Raw genomic sequence first — 19573 nt, 5'->3', positions numbered from 1 at the left:
TCCGCCCCCGTGACAAGAAGTCGCGCGGGGAGCGGGGTTAGTCACACGCGATTCGATGCGCTGCCGACCAGGCATGCGGGAATGCCGTAGTTTAACGGGTCTGCCGTATTGTTAATGTTTGCTTTACGGAGGCGCGTGAACCTGCGGCAATGATTTCGACTGTGCGGCTATTCTGCCGGGGAGCAAGCGCAGGTATGGAGACAATGAGCACAGGCCGCCGTTCAATTGTTGCATCCCCTTTCGTTCGCTGCGCCGCTGCGGCGCTTCTGATGTCCTCGATCACGAGTGTGGCCAAGGCCGATGAGTTCGCGGGGCCGACCTTCCGCAAAGGCCTTTGGCACTTCGTTCGTACGCTCGATATGGTCGCCCACCGCAAGTCGAAGCAGCGTTTGCTCGAGCGGGAGGTGACTGCATGCGTCGACCCGACCGTCTCGATGAAAGCGACATTCTCGTCCCCTTCGGTCGGCAATTGCGTCTCTGCGAGGCCCGAAAAGAAGAACAATCAATACACTTTCGCGAACCGTTGCGATTTCATGGGTCCCGTCAGCACGGTGATCACAGTTCATAGTGACGAGTCCTACACCGAGCAAAACGAGCTCAGCGAAGGCCAGCTGCCAAGGGTCGAGCTGGTTGTGGCACATCGGATCGGCGATTGCGGGGCAGACCCGGCGCAGCCTTCGGCTGCGAAGACGCTCTCTCACTGACGTCGCTCTGCCGGAAGGCAGGCGCGAGCTATCGCGCCGCAATGACCCTTGGTACTTGCGCCGATCCCGAAAGCGCGGAAATATCGTCTCGGATGGGACGAGGATCGTGATGAGGTTATTGGCCGAGATTCTCTGCCTTGCAGGGCTCTATTCCATGGTTGGCGCTGCGGCGGCCCAGGGCGCGCAACCGCCCGCGGCGCGCACGGATTTGAGCGAACTCGTCAAGATCGATTCATTCCAAGCGACGCGGCGGGCCGACAATTACGGAATTGCGAGTTTTGTGCTCTCCAATGGCACCGAGAAAAAGATCGACAGCGTCGAGCTGACTTGCTGGATGGATGGAGATCGGGAGCGCGCCACGACGGTTTTGGTCTGGGCCAACCAGCCTGTTCCTGCGCATGCAAGCTACGAGTTCAAGAACGTCAATATCGGCGTGGTTGGACCTAATTCTCGCAGCGAATGCGAGGTCACGCGGGTGGAGTAAATTCAAGGCCTGCCGACGTGGCAATATTGCCGTCGGTCCTGGGCTTTGGCCTGTCGCTAGATTTTCTGACCGCCAGGCCCCACGACACTGATCGTGATCTTTTGGATCTCGGTCCGTCCACCGGCATACTTGACCTCGATGGTCAGCTGATCGTCGCCCGTAAAATCCGGGGGGGACTTGTAGAAGGCAACGTAAGCCGGCACTTCCAGCGCCAGGCAGGCCTTGTAGTTGGTTGCCTTCACCTTACCGGATTTCACGATGACCTTTCCCGACGTCGGCGAGGTCGCCAATCGGATGGTGGGCAGGGGGCCGGACGTGCAATCGGGCCTAACATTAATGTAAAGGCCGATTTGCGTGTCCTTGTTCGGCAGCGCCTTGATCGTGCGTTCGACGGTCTGTGCGTCCGGCGCCTGCGGGTTTTGAGCAGCGGCGCACTGTAATCCGAGAAGTCCCGCCAGCACGGCGCTTACTGGTAAAATCCTCATCTTTTGCTCCAGCTGTCGCCGCAAGGCCTGGAGCGACATGCGTCCAAACGACGGGCAATCTGCCCCAGTTTGCGACATGTCACGGCCGCGCGATCTCTTTACCACATCCTGATCGAAAGTATTGATTAACCAAATAGTTTTCTTGACCCTCGATGGGGTTAACAATAGCTTAAAGATAGACTTCGACGTAAATTTATCTGCAATTTTCACTTCACGTCCTTTCGGCGGAGAGATTTCATGAACGAGCAGTTTCGGGTTGCCCAGTTTACTGGTGCCGGACATTCGAACAACGCATCTCCGCCGCGCATCTTCAAGCTGACCAAGCCATTCGCCGATCAGGCGGTGGTTTTGAACTTGGGATACGACCAGAAAGTCCAGGTCGATTTTTCGGCTATTTCGAATGAGAAGATCACCCTCGTCCATGTCGGCGAGAAGCTGATCATTCTGTTCGACAATCACTCCACCGTGACGGTCGAGCCGTTCTTCGACTCCCGGCACGATCAGCTCGGCAATCTCACCATCGAGGTCGCGCCGGGGCGCGATCTCAGCGTCGCCGAGTTTGCCAGCGCCTTCCCGATCATCAATGATCCCTCCGCGGCTTCTGCCGTTCTGCCGGCCGCCGGCGATGAGCTCGGGCAAAACAACGCGCAGGCGAGCGGCGCGAACTTCAGTCCGTTTACGATCGATCCTCTGCCGCCGGTGCCGACCAACACGTTGGCCCCGCAGGAAGAGCTGCCGACGTTCCAGGTTGACTTCCCCACCGGCTTCGTCACGCAGCCGACAACCCCGCCGGCCCCGACGATCTCTCTGGGCGCGCTGCCCGAATTGATCGTGGACGAGAGCTTCCTGACCGCTGCGACGAACGGCATCGACAGCTCTGGGACTGGGCCCGCGGGGACAACGGTGACTTCAGGGGTTTTGCCCGTCACGCTCAACGTGCCGGGCGGCGAGCAGTCGCTGACCTTTGCGCTGTCCATTAGTGCTCCCGGTGTCGACAGCGCCTTGATCGATTCGCAGACCGGCAACCACGTCTTCCTGTTCGTGGAGAACGGGGTAGTGGTCGGCCGCGAGGGCAAGGATGCGGCTGCGGCGGCCAATGGCCCGCAGGATTTCACGGTGTCTGTGGATGGCAGTGGCAAGCTGACGCTGACGGATCTGCGCTCGGTGCACGAAGGGACGGGCGAGCCCGGCGACGTGAGCGAGGGCACGCATGTGCCCGCCGGACTCATCTCCTTGACCGCCACCGTGACTGACAACAGCAACCAGAGCGCGAGCGCCAGCGTTGACGTCGGCCCGCATCTGACGTTGCAGGACGATGGTCCGTCGATCCAGGTCGTCCTGGATGGTGAAGAGCGGACAATTCCGAATCTGGTCGTCGACGAGAGCAATCTGACAGCCGTAACCAACGGCATCGACGGTTCGATCCACAACGGCGACAACTCCGCGACCGCGTGGTTCGGCGGTATTTTCCAGGCGGTGACCGGCGCGGACGGCGTGGCGGATCCGCAGCATCCGGTCAGCTACGCGTTGTCGATCGACACGACCAAGTCGACAGGCCTCGTGGACTCGCAGACCGGCGAAAATGTCGTGCTGGTGATGAACGGCACGACGGTTGAAGGCCACACCGCGTCGACCGGCCTTCTGGTGTTCACGCTGTCGGTCGACAGCAATGGCTTCGTGACCTTCACGGACGACCGTGCCGTGAAGGAGCCCGACGGGACCAATCCGGACGGTAATGAAGGCATCAGCATCGCCAGCGGTGCGGTGACTCTGACGGCGACGATCACCGACAATGATGGTGACACGGCGAGCACGGGCATTGACCTCGGCAAGCAGGTGACGTTCCTGGATGATGGTCCGGTTGCAACCAACGTGCAGCTGACCGGGACGGTCGACGAGGACGGCCTGCCCTTGGGTATCGCGGCGGGCGACGGCGGCAACGTGTCGATGACGATTGCGAGCGGCAATGTCTCGACGCTGTTCCTGTCGGGAGCGGATGCGCCGCTGACGTATTCGTTTACGGCGAGCCTTGCCAGCCTGACGGCCGAGAACCTGACCTCGGGCGGCGTGGCGCTGAGCTACGCGGTTACGACGTCGGCCGGCGTGGAGACGCTGACGGCGACGGCGGGTGCGACGCCGGTGTTCACGCTGACGCTGAACGAGACCACGGGTGCCTACACCTTCACGCTGCTGAGCCATGTCGACAACGCACCGGGCCTCGGTGAGACGGCGGCGGACAATCTGGCGATCGCCTTCGGATCGGTGATCCAGGCGACGGATTCGGACGGCGACACGGTCGGCGCGACCGGCGGGCTGACGATCTCGGTGGTCGACGACGTTCCGGTTGCAACCAACGTGCAGCTGACCGGGACGGTCGACGAGGACGGCCTGCCCTTGGGTATCGCGGCGGGCGACGGCGGCAACGTGTCGATGACGATTGCGAGCGGCAATGTCTCGACGCTGTTCCTGTCGGGAGCGGATGCGCCGCTGACGTATTCGTTTACGGCGAGCCTTGCCAGCCTGACGGCCGAGAACCTGACCTCGGGCGGCGTGGCGCTGAGCTACGCGGTTACGACGTCGGCCGGCGTGGAGACGCTGACGGCGACGGCGGGTGCGACGCCGGTGTTCACGCTGACGCTGAACGAGACCACGGGTGCCTACACCTTCACGCTGCTGAGCCATGTCGACAACGCACCGGGCCTCGGTGAGACGGCGGCGGACAATCTGGCGATCGCCTTCGGATCGGTGATCCAGGCGACGGATTCGGACGGCGACACGGTCGGCGCGACCGGCGGGCTGACGATCTCGGTGGTCGACGACGTTCCGGTTGCAACCAATGTGCAGCTGACCGGGACGGTCGACGAGGACGGCCTGCCCTTGGGTATCGCGGCGGGCGACGGCGGCAACGTGTCGATGACGATTGCGAGCGGCAATGTCTCGACGCTGTTCCTGTCGGGAGCGGATGCGCCGCTGACGTATTCGTTTACGGCGAGCCTTGCCAGCCTGACGGCCGAGAACCTGACCTCGGGCGGCGTGGCGCTGAGCTACGCGGTTACGACGTCGGCCGGCGTGGAGACGCTGACGGCGACGGCGGGTGCGACGCCGGTGTTCACGCTGACGCTGAACGAGACCACGGGTGCCTACACCTTCACGCTGCTGAGCCATGTCGACAACGCACCGGGCCTCGGTGAGACGGCGGCGGACAATCTGGCGATCGCCTTCGGATCGGTGATCCAGGCGACGGATTCGGACGGCGACACGGTCGGCGCGACCGGCGGGCTGACGATCTCGGTGGTCGACGACGTTCCGGTTGCAACCAATGTGCAGCTGACCGGGACGGTCGACGAGGACGGCCTGCCCTTGGGTATCGCGGCGGGCGACGGCGGCAACGTGTCGATGACGATTGCGAGCGGCAATGTCTCGACGCTGTTCCTGTCGGGAGCGGATGCGCCGCTGACGTATTCGTTTACGGCGAGCCTTGCCAGCCTGACGGCCGAGAACCTGACCTCGGGCGGCGTGGCGCTGAGCTACGCGGTTACGACGTCGGCCGGCGTGGAGACGCTGACGGCGACGGCGGGTGCGACGCCGGTGTTCACGCTGACGCTGAACGAGACCACGGGTGCCTACACCTTCACGCTGCTGAGCCATGTCGACAACGCACCGGGCCTCGGTGAGACGGCGGCGGACAATCTGGCGATCGCCTTCGGATCGGTGATCCAGGCGACGGATTCGGACGGCGACACGGTCGGCGCGACCGGCGGGCTGACGATCTCGGTGGTCGACGACGTTCCGGTTGCAACCAATGTGCAGCTGACCGGGACGGTCGACGAGGACGGCCTGCCCTTGGGTATCGCGGCGGGCGACGGCGGCAACGTGTCGATGACGATTGCGAGCGGCAATGTCTCGACGCTGTTCCTGTCGGGAGCGGATGCGCCGCTGACGTATTCGTTTACGGCGAGCCTTGCCAGCCTGACGGCCGAGAACCTGACCTCGGGCGGCGTGGCGCTGAGCTACGCGGTTACGACGTCGGCCGGCGTGGAGACGCTGACGGCGACGGCGGGTGCGACGCCGGTGTTCACGCTGACGCTGAACGAGACCACGGGTGCCTACACCTTCACGCTGCTGAGCCATGTCGACAACGCACCGGGCCTCGGTGAGACGGCGGCGGACAATCTGGCGATCGCCTTCGGATCGGTGATCCAGGCGACGGATTCGGACGGCGACACGGTCGGCGCGACCGGCGGGCTGACGATCTCGGTGGTCGACGACGTTCCGGTTGCAACCAACGTGCAGCTGACCGGGACGGTCGACGAGGACGGCCTGCCCTTGGGTATCGCGGCGGGCGACGGCGGCAACGTGTCGATGACGATTGCGAGCGGCAATGTCTCGACGCTGTTCCTGTCGGGAGCGGATGCGCCGCTGACGTATTCGTTTACGGCGAGCCTTGCCAGCCTGACGGCCGAGAACCTGACCTCGGGCGGCGTGGCGCTGAGCTACGCGGTTACGACGTCGGCCGGCGTGGAGACGCTGACGGCGACGGCGGGTGCGACGCCGGTGTTCACGCTGACGCTGAACGAGACCACGGGTGCCTACACCTTCACGCTGCTGAGCCATGTCGACAACGCACCGGGCCTCGGTGAGACGGCGGCGGACAATCTGGCGATCGCCTTCGGATCGGTGATCCAGGCGACGGATTCGGACGGCGACACGGTCGGCGCGACCGGCGGGCTGACGATCTCGGTGGTCGACGACGTTCCGGTTGCAACCAACGTGCAGCTGACCGGGACGGTCGACGAGGACGGCCTGCCCTTGGGTATCGCGGCGGGCGACGGCGGCAACGTGTCGATGACGATTGCGAGCGGCAATGTCTCGACGCTGTTCCTGTCGGGAGCGGATGCGCCGCTGACGTATTCGTTTACGGCGAGCCTTGCCAGCCTGACGGCCGAGAACCTGACCTCGGGCGGCGTGGCGCTGAGCTACGCGGTTACGACGTCGGCCGGCGTGGAGACGCTGACGGCGACGGCGGGTGCGACGCCGGTGTTCACGCTGACGCTGAACGAGACCACGGGTGCCTACACCTTCACGCTGCTGAGCCATGTCGACAACGCACCGGGCCTCGGTGAGACGGCGGCGGACAATCTGGCGATCGCCTTCGGATCGGTGATCCAGGCGACGGATTCGGACGGCGACACGGTCGGCGCGACCGGCGGGCTGACGATCTCGGTGGTCGACGACGTTCCGGTTGCAACCAATGTGCAGCTGACCGGGACGGTCGACGAGGACGGCCTGCCCTTGGGTATCGCGGCGGGCGACGGCGGCAACGTGTCGATGACGATTGCGAGCGGCAATGTCTCGACGCTGTTCCTGTCGGGAGCGGATGCGCCGCTGACGTATTCGTTTACGGCGAGCCTTGCCAGCCTGACGGCCGAGAACCTGACCTCGGGCGGCGTGGCGCTGAGCTACGCGGTTACGACGTCGGCCGGCGTGGAGACGCTGACGGCGACGGCGGGTGCGACGCCGGTGTTCACGCTGACGCTGAACGAGACCACGGGTGCCTACACCTTCACGCTGCTGAGCCATGTCGACAACGCACCGGGCCTCGGTGAGACGGCGGCGGACAATCTGGCGATCGCCTTCGGATCGGTGATCCAGGCGACGGATTCGGACGGCGACACGGTCGGCGCGACCGGCGGGCTGACGATCTCGGTGGTCGACGACGTTCCGGTTGCAACCAATGTGCAGCTGACCGGGACGGTCGACGAGGACGGCCTGCCCTTGGGTATCGCGGCGGGCGACGGCGGCAACGTGTCGATGACGATTGCGAGCGGCAATGTCTCGACGCTGTTCCTGTCGGGAGCGGATGCGCCGCTGACGTATTCGTTTACGGCGAGCCTTGCCAGCCTGACGGCCGAGAACCTGACCTCGGGCGGCGTGGCGCTGAGCTACGCGGTTACGACGTCGGCCGGCGTGGAGACGCTGACGGCGACGGCGGGTGCGACGCCGGTGTTCACGCTGACGCTGAACGAGACCACGGGTGCCTACACCTTCACGCTGCTGAGCCATGTCGACAACGCACCGGGCCTCGGTGAGACGGCGGCGGACAATCTGGCGATCGCCTTCGGATCGGTGATCCAGGCGACGGATTCGGACGGCGACACGGTCGGCGCGACCGGCGGGCTGACGATCTCGGTGGTCGACGACGTTCCGGTTGCAACCAATGTGCAGCTGACCGGGACGGTCGACGAGGACGGCCTGCCCTTGGGTATCGCGGCGGGCGACGGCGGCAACGTGTCGATGACGATTGCGAGCGGCAATGTCTCGACGCTGTTCCTGTCGGGAGCGGATGCGCCGCTGACGTATTCGTTTACGGCGAGCCTTGCCAGCCTGACGGCCGAGAACCTGACCTCGGGCGGCGTGGCGCTGAGCTACGCGGTTACGACGTCGGCCGGCGTGGAGACGCTGACGGCGACGGCGGGTGCGACGCCGGTGTTCACGCTGACGCTGAACGAGACCACGGGTGCCTACACCTTCACGCTGCTGAGCCATGTCGACAACGCACCGGGCCTCGGTGAGACGGCGGCGGACAATCTGGCGATCGCCTTCGGATCGGTGATCCAGGCGACGGATTCGGACGGCGACACGGTCGGCGCGACCGGCGGGCTGACGATCTCGGTGGTCGACGACGTTCCGGTTGCAACCAACGTGCAGCTGACCGGGACGGTCGACGAGGACGGCCTGCCCTTGGGTATCGCGGCGGGCGACGGCGGCAACGTGTCGATGACGATTGCGAGCGGCAATGTCTCGACGCTGTTCCTGTCGGGAGCGGATGCGCCGCTGACGTATTCGTTTACGGCGAGCCTTGCCAGCCTGACGGCCGAGAACCTGACCTCGGGCGGCGTGGCGCTGAGCTACGCGGTTACGACGTCGGCCGGCGTGGAGACGCTGACGGCGACGGCGGGTGCGACGCCGGTGTTCACGCTGACGCTGAACGAGACCACGGGTGCCTACACCTTCACGCTGCTGAGCCATGTCGACAACGCACCGGGCCTCGGTGAGACGGCGGCGGACAATCTGGCGATCGCCTTCGGATCGGTGATCCAGGCGACGGATTCGGACGGCGACACGGTCGGCGCGACCGGCGGGCTGACGATCTCGGTGGTCGACGACGTTCCGGTTGCAACCAACGTGCAGCTGACCGGGACGGTCGACGAGGACGGCCTGCCCTTGGGTATCGCGGCGGGCGACGGCGGCAACGTGTCGATGACGATTGCGAGCGGCAATGTCTCGACGCTGTTCCTGTCGGGAGCGGATGCGCCGCTGACGTATTCGTTTACGGCGAGCCTTGCCAGCCTGACGGCCGAGAACCTGACCTCGGGCGGCGTGGCGCTGAGCTACGCGGTTACGACGTCGGCCGGCGTGGAGACGCTGACGGCGACGGCGGGTGCGACGCCGGTGTTCACGCTGACGCTGAACGAGACCACGGGTGCCTACACCTTCACGCTGCTGAGCCATGTCGACAACGCACCGGGCCTCGGTGAGACGGCGGCGGACAATCTGGCGATCGCCTTCGGATCGGTGATCCAGGCGACGGATTCGGACGGCGACACGGTCGGCGCGACCGGCGGGCTGACGATCTCGGTGGTCGACGACGTTCCGGTTGCAACCAATGTGCAGCTGACCGGGACGGTCGACGAGGACGGCCTGCCCTTGGGTATCGCGGCGGGCGACGGCGGCAACGTGTCGATGACGATTGCGAGCGGCAATGTCTCGACGCTGTTCCTGTCGGGAGCGGATGCGCCGCTGACGTATTCGTTTACGGCGAGCCTTGCCAGCCTGACGGCCGAGAACCTGACCTCGGGCGGCGTGGCGCTGAGCTACGCGGTTACGACGTCGGCCGGCGTGGAGACGCTGACGGCGACGGCGGGTGCGACGCCGGTGTTCACGCTGACGCTGAACGAGACCACGGGTGCCTACACCTTCACGCTGCTGAGCCATGTCGACAACGCACCGGGCCTCGGTGAGACGGCGGCGGACAATCTGGCGATCGCCTTCGGATCGGTGATCCAGGCGACGGATTCGGACGGCGACACGGTCGGCGCGACCGGCGGGCTGACGATCTCGGTGGTCGACGACGTTCCGGTTGCAACCAACGTGCAGCTGACCGGGACGGTCGACGAGGACGGCCTGCCCTTGGGTATCGCGGCGGGCGACGGCGGCAACGTGTCGATGACGATTGCGAGCGGCAATGTCTCGACGCTGTTCCTGTCGGGAGCGGATGCGCCGCTGACGTATTCGTTTACGGCGAGCCTTGCCAGCCTGACGGCCGAGAACCTGACCTCGGGCGGCGTGGCGCTGAGCTACGCGGTTACGACGTCGGCCGGCGTGGAGACGCTGACGGCGACGGCGGGTGCGACGCCGGTGTTCACGCTGACGCTGAACGAGACCACGGGTGCCTACACCTTCACGCTGCTGAGCCATGTCGACAACGCACCGGGCCTCGGTGAGACGGCGGCGGACAATCTGGCGATCGCCTTCGGATCGGTGATCCAGGCGACGGATTCGGACGGCGACACGGTCGGCGCGACCGGCGGGCTGACGATCTCGGTGGTCGACGACGTTCCGGTTGCAACCAACGTGCAGCTGACCGGGACGGTCGACGAGGACGGCCTGCCCTTGGGTATCGCGGCGGGCGACGGCGGCAACGTGTCGATGACGATTGCGAGCGGCAATGTCTCGACGCTGTTCCTGTCGGGAGCGGATGCGCCGCTGACGTATTCGTTTACGGCGAGCCTTGCCAGCCTGACGGCCGAGAACCTGACCTCGGGCGGCGTGGCGCTGAGCTACGCGGTTACGACGTCGGCCGGCGTGGAGACGCTGACGGCGACGGCGGGTGCGACGCCGGTGTTCACGCTGACGCTGAACGAGACCACGGGTGCCTACACCTTCACGCTGCTGAGCCATGTCGACAACGCACCGGGCCTCGGTGAGACGGCGGCGGACAATCTGGCGATCGCCTTCGGATCGGTGATCCAGGCGACGGATTCGGACGGCGACACGGTCGGCGCGACCGGCGGGCTGACGATCTCGGTGGTCGACGACGTTCCGGTTGCAACCAATGTGCAGCTGACCGGGACGGTCGACGAGGACGGCCTGCCCTTGGGTATCGCGGCGGGCGACGGCGGCAACGTGTCGATGACGATTGCGAGCGGCAATGTCTCGACGCTGTTCCTGTCGGGAGCGGATGCGCCGCTGACGTATTCGTTTACGGCGAGCCTTGCCAGCCTGACGGCCGAGAACCTGACCTCGGGCGGCGTGGCGCTGAGCTACGCGGTTACGACGTCGGCCGGCGTGGAGACGCTGACGGCGACGGCGGGTGCGACGCCGGTGTTCACGCTGACGCTGAACGAGACCACGGGTGCCTACACCTTCACGCTGCTGAGCCATGTCGACAACGCACCGGGCCTCGGTGAGACGGCGGCGGACAATCTGGCGATCGCCTTCGGATCGGTGATCCAGGCGACGGATTCGGACGGCGACACGGTCGGCGCGACCGGCGGGCTGACGATCTCGGTGGTCGACGACGTTCCGGTTGCAACCAATGTGCAGCTGACCGGGACGGTCGACGAGGACGGCCTGCCCTTGGGTATCGCGGCGGGCGACGGCGGCAACGTGTCGATGACGATTGCGAGCGGCAATGTCTCGACGCTGTTCCTGTCGGGAGCGGATGCGCCGCTGACGTATTCGTTTACGGCGAGCCTTGCCAGCCTGACGGCCGAGAACCTGACCTCGGGCGGCGTGGCGCTGAGCTACGCGGTTACGACGTCGGCCGGCGTGGAGACGCTGACGGCGACGGCGGGTGCGACGCCGGTGTTCACGCTGACGCTGAACGAGACCACGGGTGCCTACACCTTCACGCTGCTGAGCCATGTCGACAACGCACCGGGCCTCGGTGAGACGGCGGCGGACAATCTGGCGATCGCCTTCGGATCGGTGATCCAGGCGACGGATTCGGACGGCGACACGGTCGGCGCGACCGGCGGGCTGACGATCTCGGTGGTCGACGACGTTCCGCTAATCAATGGAATCCAGAACGCTCTCTTGCCCAGCATCGATAATACCGATGTCCAAGGCACTTGGCAGCCCGCGTTCGGCGCCGATGGCCCGAACCTTACTGCAGCGGTCAATATCGCAATGGGCACAGCGCCCACCGGCGAGACCTACACCGTGACCGATACCGGCACTCACAACGCAGCCGGCGAGGAAATCTTCTCCGTCAAAGTGGCGATGGCGACGAGTTCCTATACGTTCTACGAGTACGTGGATTACAATTCCAGCACTCACACTGCAGAAATGGTTGCGTATGGAACGCAGGCCGATGCTCAAGCTGGGCTAGGCAACAACGAATTCTTCACGTTGTCTATGTCCGCAGATGGGACTTACGATTTCCATCTGACCTCGACGACTGCACTGTCGTCGATCGTCACGACTAATTTCACGTCAAAGGGCAATTCCGGCGAAGGTACGTATGTGGAGCTTTTGGATGGGAATGTGACCTGGATAAAGAATGCCAGCAGCGTTCCGACAACAGTGCCGGCCGGCCAGGACGCAATCATTGATGGCTGGAGTACCACCGATGCAACGGCTCCGGATCCGCAGAACCACACGGTACACGCGGATAATTTGGGATTCGGCCTCGATAACGGCAACTTCCAAACCGACCAGCTAATCAACTTTGAGTTCGCCCAAAGCCAGAACCTCCTGGATATCGGGATTGGCAAAGGCAACAACGCGTCCAACGAGCACTTTGAGATCATGCTCTTCAAGGCCGGTAGTTCGACACCCTTTGCGATAGAGGACGTCGTTCTCAACGATGGCCAAACGATCCAGATTGATGCCGCGCATTGGGCGCAAGCCTTCGGAACTCCGGGCAGCGGCGACTTCCAAACCGTCATTGGTTCGTCGGGGACGTTTGGCGCGTTCGATCAGGTGGAGGTCGTGAACTACGCAGGCCACGACGGGTCGATCGGTAACGACACCAAGCTCAACCTGACGACGGTGACCTTCAAAGAGACAACGGTCATTAACGACACCACGCTGACCTTCGCCCCCACCATCACGGATGGCGATGGTGACACCGCAATAGCCTCGTCCAACTTGAGCGTGTCGCTGCAGGGGACGACCAACACTTCAGGCACCTACACGTTGTCGGCGTCCGGAAACGAGGTCGTCCTGAGCGGCCCGGGCGCGGATACGATCAATCTCAGCGGGACGAACAACACGATTGAATTTAATCACGTCACCGATGGTGGTGGGACTGGCGTCGGTACGGGAGACACCGTGAACGGATTTAGCGCCACAACTGACTCCATTGCGGTTTCTGCGAGCAGCTTCACGGGCGTCACGTTCGGGGAGGTGTTCAATACGACTCAAGTCCAGAATAGCTTGAGCAATACTTTCACCGACAGTTCTGAGCGATTCTTGTTCGATACGACGAACCACACGCTCTACTACTCGTCCGACGGCACTACGGCTAACGAGCACGCCTTGGCGATCTTGAATCTTGTGGCTGCGATTAACCCGACGAATATTCACGTCGTCCACTAGACGAACGTATCGAACTGGAAAAGCCGGTTGCCGTGGCGGCCGGCTTTTTCGCGCGACAGAGACTGTCGACGCGTCCCGGTTTGGACGCCGGTGGTGGAAGCGGGCTCGCCCGTGGCTAGAGCGGTTCACGGATTTATTGAATCGGAAGGGATTCCGGATCTGGGGCGAATATGATTCAAGATGCTGGCTGGGCTGGAGGCCAGCATCTGATGGTCCGACCAATTTCCAACGATTTGCGTAAGCGCGCGGTATCCGCTGTTGCCAAAGGTGAGAGCTGCCGATCTGTGGCGGAACGGTTTGGTGTTGCGGTCTCGTCAGTTGTGAAGTGGTCACAGCGCTATAGAACGACCGGCTCGGTAGCGCCTGGCAAGATGGGTGGTCACCGCAAGCCTGTGCTTGATCCGCACCGCGCCTTCATCGTCGAACGGATCACCGAGAGGCCGCACCTGACGCTGCATGGTCTGAAGGCGGAACTGGCAGCCCGCGGGGTCAAGGTCTCACACAATGCGGTCTGGCTATTCCTGCGCCGGGAAGGGCTGCGGTTCAAAAAAAACACTGTTCGCCCTCGAACAAGCTCGCGCCGACGCCTCCCGTAGGCGCTTGCGTTGGCGATCCTGGCAGGCCGGGCTCGATCCGAGCCGGCTCGTCTTCATCGATGAGACCTGGATCAAGACCAACATGACCCCTTTGCGGGGCTGGGGCCCCAAAGGCGCACGCCTGCGCGGCTTCGCCCCGCACGGCCACTGGCGTACCCTCACATTCCTCGGCGCACTCCGCCATGACCAACTCACGGCACCCTGCGTCTTCGACGGTCCGATCAACGGCGAATGCTTCCGCGCTTATGTGAAGCACCTTCTCCTGCCAACCCTGCGCGAAGGCGATATCGTCATTCTCGACAATCTCGGAAGCCACAAGTCGAAAGCCATCAGGCAGATGATCAAGGCTGCTGGCGCCAGACTCTGGTACCTGCCGCCATACTCACCCGACCTCAATCCGATCGAACAAGCCTTCTCCAAGATCAAACACTGGATGCGGCAAGCTCAGAAGCGCTCCATCGAGGACACTTGGCGACACATCGGCCACCTCGTCCAAGACATCCAACCTCGCGAATGCGCCAACTACTTCGCCAGCGCCGGCTATGGTTCAGTCAAAATGTGAAACGCTCTAGCGGCGTGAAAGTCACTTACAAAATAGCAGGGACTTGGCATTTCAGGAGCCAAACAGCGTGACGGTATGATGATACTGTCACTTTGCATGGGGTTGTTTTTCAGATTCTTGCCGAGGGGCCGTTGGCGAGGGGGGCGAGCGCGCTCAGTCAAGCGCACCCGTCCGCCGCAGGCCCGGGCTGAAGCTAGCCCGTCCGCCCTACAGGAGCAGCGGAAGCGCGTTCAGCGCAGATCCGCTTCCGTTCGCCCGATCCGTTCCATCCCATTCCGAGCCGATGTCGCCTGCCGCCGCCGGCGCTGCTTCCGCATCACCCTCAACCGGCTCCGCCTTCGCATAGGGCTTCGCGAACAGATGCACCCCCTCATGATTGATCGCGAACAGGGGTGTGAAGTTCAATTCGCCGTTGTCGTCGCGCAGGCCCGCCCAGCGGTTGTCCAGGATCAGCCAGCGGCCGTCGAGCCGGGCCGCAAGCACCGCGTGGTCTTGCCGGACCGTGCGGTCGCGAACGAGGAGCAGGCGCATGTCGGCGTCCGGGACACCCGCTTCGCGCAAGGCGGCGTATTTGGCGATCGCGTAATCCTCGCAATCGCCCTTGCCGGTCGCAAAGCTCGCCAGCGGCGAGCTCCAGCGGTCGAGCTCCCGATGCTGGACGAGATCGCTGACGTAGCGGATCGCGGTGTTGACGCCGAGATTGACCTCCTCGAGCCGGGCACGTCCGGACTTGGCTTTGACCGCACCGATGAGTCTGAGGAACTGTGCCGCGTAAGATGGGCAGCTTCCAGCGTCAGACCGGCAGCGTTCGAGCACGGCTTGGTCCCTGACGATCTCGTCTTCAACCGTGCGCCATTTGCGCCAGATGACGCTGTCGGGTGCCCGGAACGTGAACAGGCCGAAAGGTTCATTGCCGAGCGTCGCGCCCGCCACAGGGGCCTCAGGTAGGGCATCCGTGGCCGTGGAGGAGGGGGGCGTCAGTGCCGCTAGGCGCAGCGCATTCGGCCCGCGGCCACGCGCACGGTCCAGCTTGGCCAGCACCGCGTTGATCGTGAAGAACGTCGCAGGAGCCTGGATCGTATCCGCGCCGGATGGCGCGATTTCAGTCGGCTCAACCGGCCCGGTATCGGCCGCAAACGCGACCGAGGTCGTAGCAGCGGTGAGCGAAACCAGCATGGCCGCCGCGAGCGCCACAACGCCTTGCCGCCGCAGTTCCAAACGCGACTTCATTGACGGTCCCCATATTTCGGGACGTCACCGGCGTCTTTGCGCGCCTGATCGCCATCCCGACCTGTTTATCGGGAGCGAGCGTGCGCGTGGGCGCGCTTAAGTCGGGTTAAAACCGGACAGGCTGGTCCGGGAATGAGCCGACGCGGTGAACCGCGCCGCTCCAGCAATGCTAAAGCTTGGCATCGCGCGTTAAGGACGCATTAAGCAAGGCGGAGTGCGGCTTCGGTCTAGTGCTCGCGCAGAGCCTCATCCCGCAGCGTGCGCGCCGGCTTCATGATGTAATCTAGGACGCTCTTCTTGCCGGTCAGGATCTCGACCGTCGTGATCATGCCTGGAATGATCGGAAGCGGGCTTTCCTCGGTGCCGAGGTGGTTCTTGTCGGTTCGAACCATCACGCGATAGTAGGTCTCCGGTCGCTGCGCCGATTCGCCCTTGTCGTCGAGGATCGTGTCGGCGCTGATCCGCTCGACCTTGCCAGCGAGATGGCCGTAGACAGAGGAATCGTAGGCGGAGATCTTGACGACGGCATCCTGGCCCGGGCGGATGAAGGCAATATCCTGCGGCCTTATCTTGCCTTCGACCAGCAGGGTGTCATCGAGCGGGACGATGTCCATGAGGTTTGCACCAGGCTGAACGACGGCGCCGATCGTGGTGACGTTCAGCTTGTTGACGATGCCACGAACCGGCGAACGCAGATCAGTCCGGCGCACCCTGTCCTGGGCGGACTTGATGTTCTCGTCCAGGACGGCAAGGTCGGCCCGCGCCTTGGCGAGATCTTCGTCAGCCTGCGCCCGGAAGGTCGAGATCGTGGTCGCGATCTTTGCCTTGGCCTCTGCAATCTGGCCTTTCGCTTCTGCCGATTGACGCTCCAGCCGAAGCATTTCGATCTCGGGAACGACTTTCTGCTCATAGAGCTTGCGCGTCAGGGTGAGCTCGCGATCGAGCAGGGCTGATGTTTGGGTCAGCCTCGCGATCTGTTGATTCAGCACGTCGACGTCCTGCGCCACTTTCAGAGCGCGGGTCTTGAACACGCTCCTTTCCGTCGTCACGGCAGCGGGGACAACGCCCTCGATCTGATCGGGAAAAACAATCTCGCTACGGCCGTTCACTTCGGCCTCGAGGCGCGCCAAACGGGCCGCCATCGAGGCGCGCCTCTCGCGTATCTCGCCAAACTCCGAGGCAAACTTGGTATCGTCGATGCGCATCAGGGACTGCCCCTGCTGCACCACTGCTCCCTCCTGGACGAGGATGTCACCGACGATCCCGCCTTCCAGGGATTGGACGACCTGCATCTGCCGCGAGGGGACGACTTTGCCGTTGCCGCGCTTGACTTCTTCGAGCACGGCAAAATGAGCCCAGACCAGGAATGTGGCGAACAGCGCGCAGAACGCCCACAGCAACATTCGCGAGGTTCGCGGCGTCTTCAGTTTGACGGCTGCGCGGATATCGTTGGCGTAAGTGAAATCAGCTGACATTGGATTTCTGCGCGGCCGGAACGGGTTGAACAACCCTGGGAGGGGCGACGGTCTCGGCGGACGGGCTCTTGCCTTGCAGCAGGCTCAAGACCTGGTCGCGCGGTCCATCGGCGACCAGCCGGCCGTTGTCGAACAGCAGCAGCCGGTCAACCATGCTCAGGAGCGAGAGCCGGTGAGTGGAGATGATGATCGTCATCTGAGCATCGTCGAGCTTCTTGAGCCGCTCGAGGAATTCGCTCTCGCTGCGGACGTCGAAATGGGCGGTCGGCTCGTCCAGAAAAAGAATCCTGGGTTTGCGGATCAAGACGCGCGCCAGGCCGATGGCCTGCTTTTGCCCTCCCGAGAGGCTGCGTCCGCCCTCGGCGATGGGCATGTCGTAGCCCATGGGATGACCCGCGATGAAGCTTTCGACGCCGGCCAGACGCGCTGCCGAAAGCACTTCTTCGTCCGTCGCGGCCGGATAGCCCAAGGTGATGTTGTCGCGCAGCTTGCCAAAGAACAGATCTGTATCCTGCATCGCAAAGCCGATGCCGGCGCGCAGGTCAGCGGGATCGTATTGGCGCGAGTCGACGCCGTCGACCAGGATGCGGCCGTCCTGCGCCTCGTAAAAAGAAAGCAACAGGCGCCCGACGGTGGTCTTCCCTGAACCCACCCGACCGATGATTCCAACGCGCTCGCCGCTCTGAATCCTGAACGTGACCTTGTCCAGCGCCTTTCCGGGAGCATTGGGGTAGGTGAACGAGACGTTGTCGAAGTTGATGGTGCCTTGTTCGATCTTTCTGGCGACATAGGTCCGTTCGGGTGAACGCTCCCGTTCCAGGGTCATGATCCGATCGATGGATTTGAGCGCCGAGAAAGTCTGCGTGCCACGGGTAATCACGGATGCAATGCCCGCAATCGGCGACAGGACCCGGCCGGCCAGCATGTTGGCGGCGACCAGCGCACCGACCGTCAGCGTGCCGTTCTGGATCAGGAAGACGCCGATGACGATCAAGAGCAGGCTGGTCAACATCTGGGCCGAGTTGGCAGCGGTCAATGCCAGGGATGACCAGAAGTACACGGCCTCACCGGATCGCGCCGTCGCGGCAACCGAACGCTCCCAAGCCGTCTGCATCCGTGCCTCGCCGCCAGACGCGCGCACGGTTTCGAGCCCGGCGAGCGATTCGACGAGCACCCCGTGACGGGCCGCCGATTCCGCCTGCAAGCGCTTCATCGCCCGATTGAGGGGGCGTTGCAGCACGATGCCGATTGCGATCATCACCGGCAGCATCAGCAGCGGGACCCAAGCCAGAGGTCCGGCGACAACGAAAAGAACGGCAACAAACAGGACGGCGAACAGCAAATCGGTTGCCGAGACCACGCTCCCGGAGGTGAAGAACTCGCGAACGGAATCGAAGTCGCGGAGCTGGTTGGCAATGATGCCGACCGAGGTCGGCCGCTGCGACATCTTCACGGCCATAACATGCTCGAAAATGTTGGCTGCGAGGACGACGTCGATGGTCTTGCCGGTCACGTCGATCATCTTGCTCCTGACCATCCGCAGGATCAGATCAAACACGATGGCCAGGCCCATGCCGATGGAAAGGGCAATCAACGAGGGGATGGCCCCGTTCGGGATGACCCGGTCATAGACGCTCATCGTGAAGAGCGGCATCGCCAGGGCCAGAATGTTGATGAGCAGCGCTGCCAGCGCGATGTGTCCGTAGTTGCGCCAATGCGCCTTTACGACGGACCAGAACCAGTGCTGCCGGGGCAGGCTACCAGCCGCAACAGCTCGCGCATCCGACTCGGCGGCTGCGCGGGCGAGAAACGCGTAGCCCGTATACTCAGCAGCAATGGCATTCAAAGCCGACATCCGCGGAACATGCGGTCGTTCGCTTGGATCGATCACTCTGGCGAGGTGCTTGTCCTCGTCGACGCCCAGCAGGATCAGCGTCGTTCCGTTCTTCATGATCAGGACGGCGGGAAGAACGAGGGCCGGGATGTCCGTCAATCTGCGTTTTGTAGCCTCTGTCTCGAGGCCCGCGCGCCGCGCCGCCCGGTCATAAAGAGACACGGTTAGGCGTCCGTCCACGATAGGCAAGCCGCCGAGCAATCCTTCGCGGGTTACAGCTCTGCCGTGATGTCCAGCCAGAAAGATGAGCGAGTCCACCAACGGATCGCGTTCTTTCGCTTCGACCTTCTCGTCCCCTCCCGATGGCGTATGCTCTTCGCCGCTCTTGGTCGGCCGTGCATCCTGGGCGAAAGACTTTTTTGCTCGATGAAACAACAAGCTGATATGCCTTGACTGAAAAACGATGAAAGCGAGCTTCGTAAAGTCGTTGAAGGATACGATAAATCTTTAGTTAATTCATTTACTTATTTGGGCCGTCGCGATTAAGGATTAATGGTCGCGGGTTCGAAAGGCTATCCGTGCGTTATCGGGGTCGGCCA

8 protein-coding genes are annotated in these 19573 nt (G+C 63.5%); 4 read left to right on the top strand and 4 right to left on the bottom strand.

Going from position 1 to position 19573, the window contains the following annotated elements; translation table 11 throughout:
- Positions 1 to 287 precede the first annotated feature (287 nt).
- A complete protein-coding gene (locus XH89_RS25560; RefSeq protein ID WP_246767610.1) occupies positions 288 to 704 on the top strand; it encodes a hypothetical protein in 417 nt (138 codons plus the stop codon).
- Positions 705 to 813: 109 nt separating this feature from the next.
- The gene (locus XH89_RS25555) at positions 814 to 1188 is read left to right on the top strand and encodes a hypothetical protein (protein WP_194463145.1); all 375 of its coding nucleotides are present in this window, start codon (positions 814 to 816) and stop codon (positions 1186 to 1188) included.
- 56 nt (positions 1189 to 1244) lie between these two features.
- Here the strand turns inward: XH89_RS25555 and XH89_RS41375 are convergent, their stop codons facing one another.
- Positions 1245 to 1955, bottom strand: a complete 711-nt coding sequence (locus tag XH89_RS41375) for a hypothetical protein (protein ID WP_246767609.1) — start codon at positions 1953 to 1955, stop codon at positions 1245 to 1247.
- On the opposite strand from XH89_RS41375, the gene XH89_RS25545 reads away from it, so the two are divergent.
- Entirely contained in the window at positions 1911 to 13277 is an 11367-nt protein-coding gene (locus tag XH89_RS25545; RefSeq protein WP_194463144.1) for a DUF5801 repeats-in-toxin domain-containing protein, read from the top strand. The genes XH89_RS41375 and XH89_RS25545 overlap by 45 nt on opposite strands.
- A gap of 209 nt (positions 13278 to 13486) precedes the next feature.
- A protein-coding gene (locus tag XH89_RS25540) for an IS630 family transposase (RefSeq protein ID WP_194468623.1) occupies positions 13487 to 14435 on the top strand; the annotation gives its coding sequence in 2 pieces (ribosomal slippage) (positions 13487 to 13822 and positions 13824 to 14435; 948 coding nt in all).
- A 207-nt stretch (positions 14436 to 14642) separates the two neighbouring features.
- Here the strand turns inward: XH89_RS25540 and XH89_RS25535 are convergent.
- The 3 genes from XH89_RS25535 to XH89_RS25525 form a co-directional block, all read right to left on the bottom strand.
- Positions 14643 to 15665, bottom strand: a complete 1023-nt coding sequence (locus XH89_RS25535) for a transglutaminase-like cysteine peptidase (RefSeq protein ID WP_246767608.1) — start codon at positions 15663 to 15665, stop codon at positions 14643 to 14645.
- Positions 15666 to 15892: 227 nt separating this feature from the next.
- Positions 15893 to 17140 (bottom strand): HlyD family type I secretion periplasmic adaptor subunit, encoded by a 1248-nt coding sequence (locus tag XH89_RS25530; protein WP_194463143.1) that lies wholly within the window; start codon positions 17138 to 17140, stop codon positions 15893 to 15895.
- Positions 17130 to 19409: a type I secretion system permease/ATPase gene (locus tag XH89_RS25525; RefSeq protein ID WP_194468621.1), complete on the bottom strand. Its 2280-nt coding sequence runs from the start codon at positions 19407 to 19409 to the stop codon at positions 17130 to 17132. The genes XH89_RS25530 and XH89_RS25525 overlap by 11 nt, the downstream gene beginning before the upstream one ends.
- Positions 19410 to 19573 lie beyond the last annotated feature (164 nt).

It is taken from the genome of Bradyrhizobium sp. CCBAU 53340 (assembly GCF_015291645.1).
In the GTDB taxonomy this organism is placed as follows: domain Bacteria; phylum Pseudomonadota; class Alphaproteobacteria; order Rhizobiales; family Xanthobacteraceae; genus Bradyrhizobium.
The sequence above is the reverse complement of the archived record's forward strand: the minus strand, read 5'-3'. Positions and strand labels throughout refer to the sequence as shown.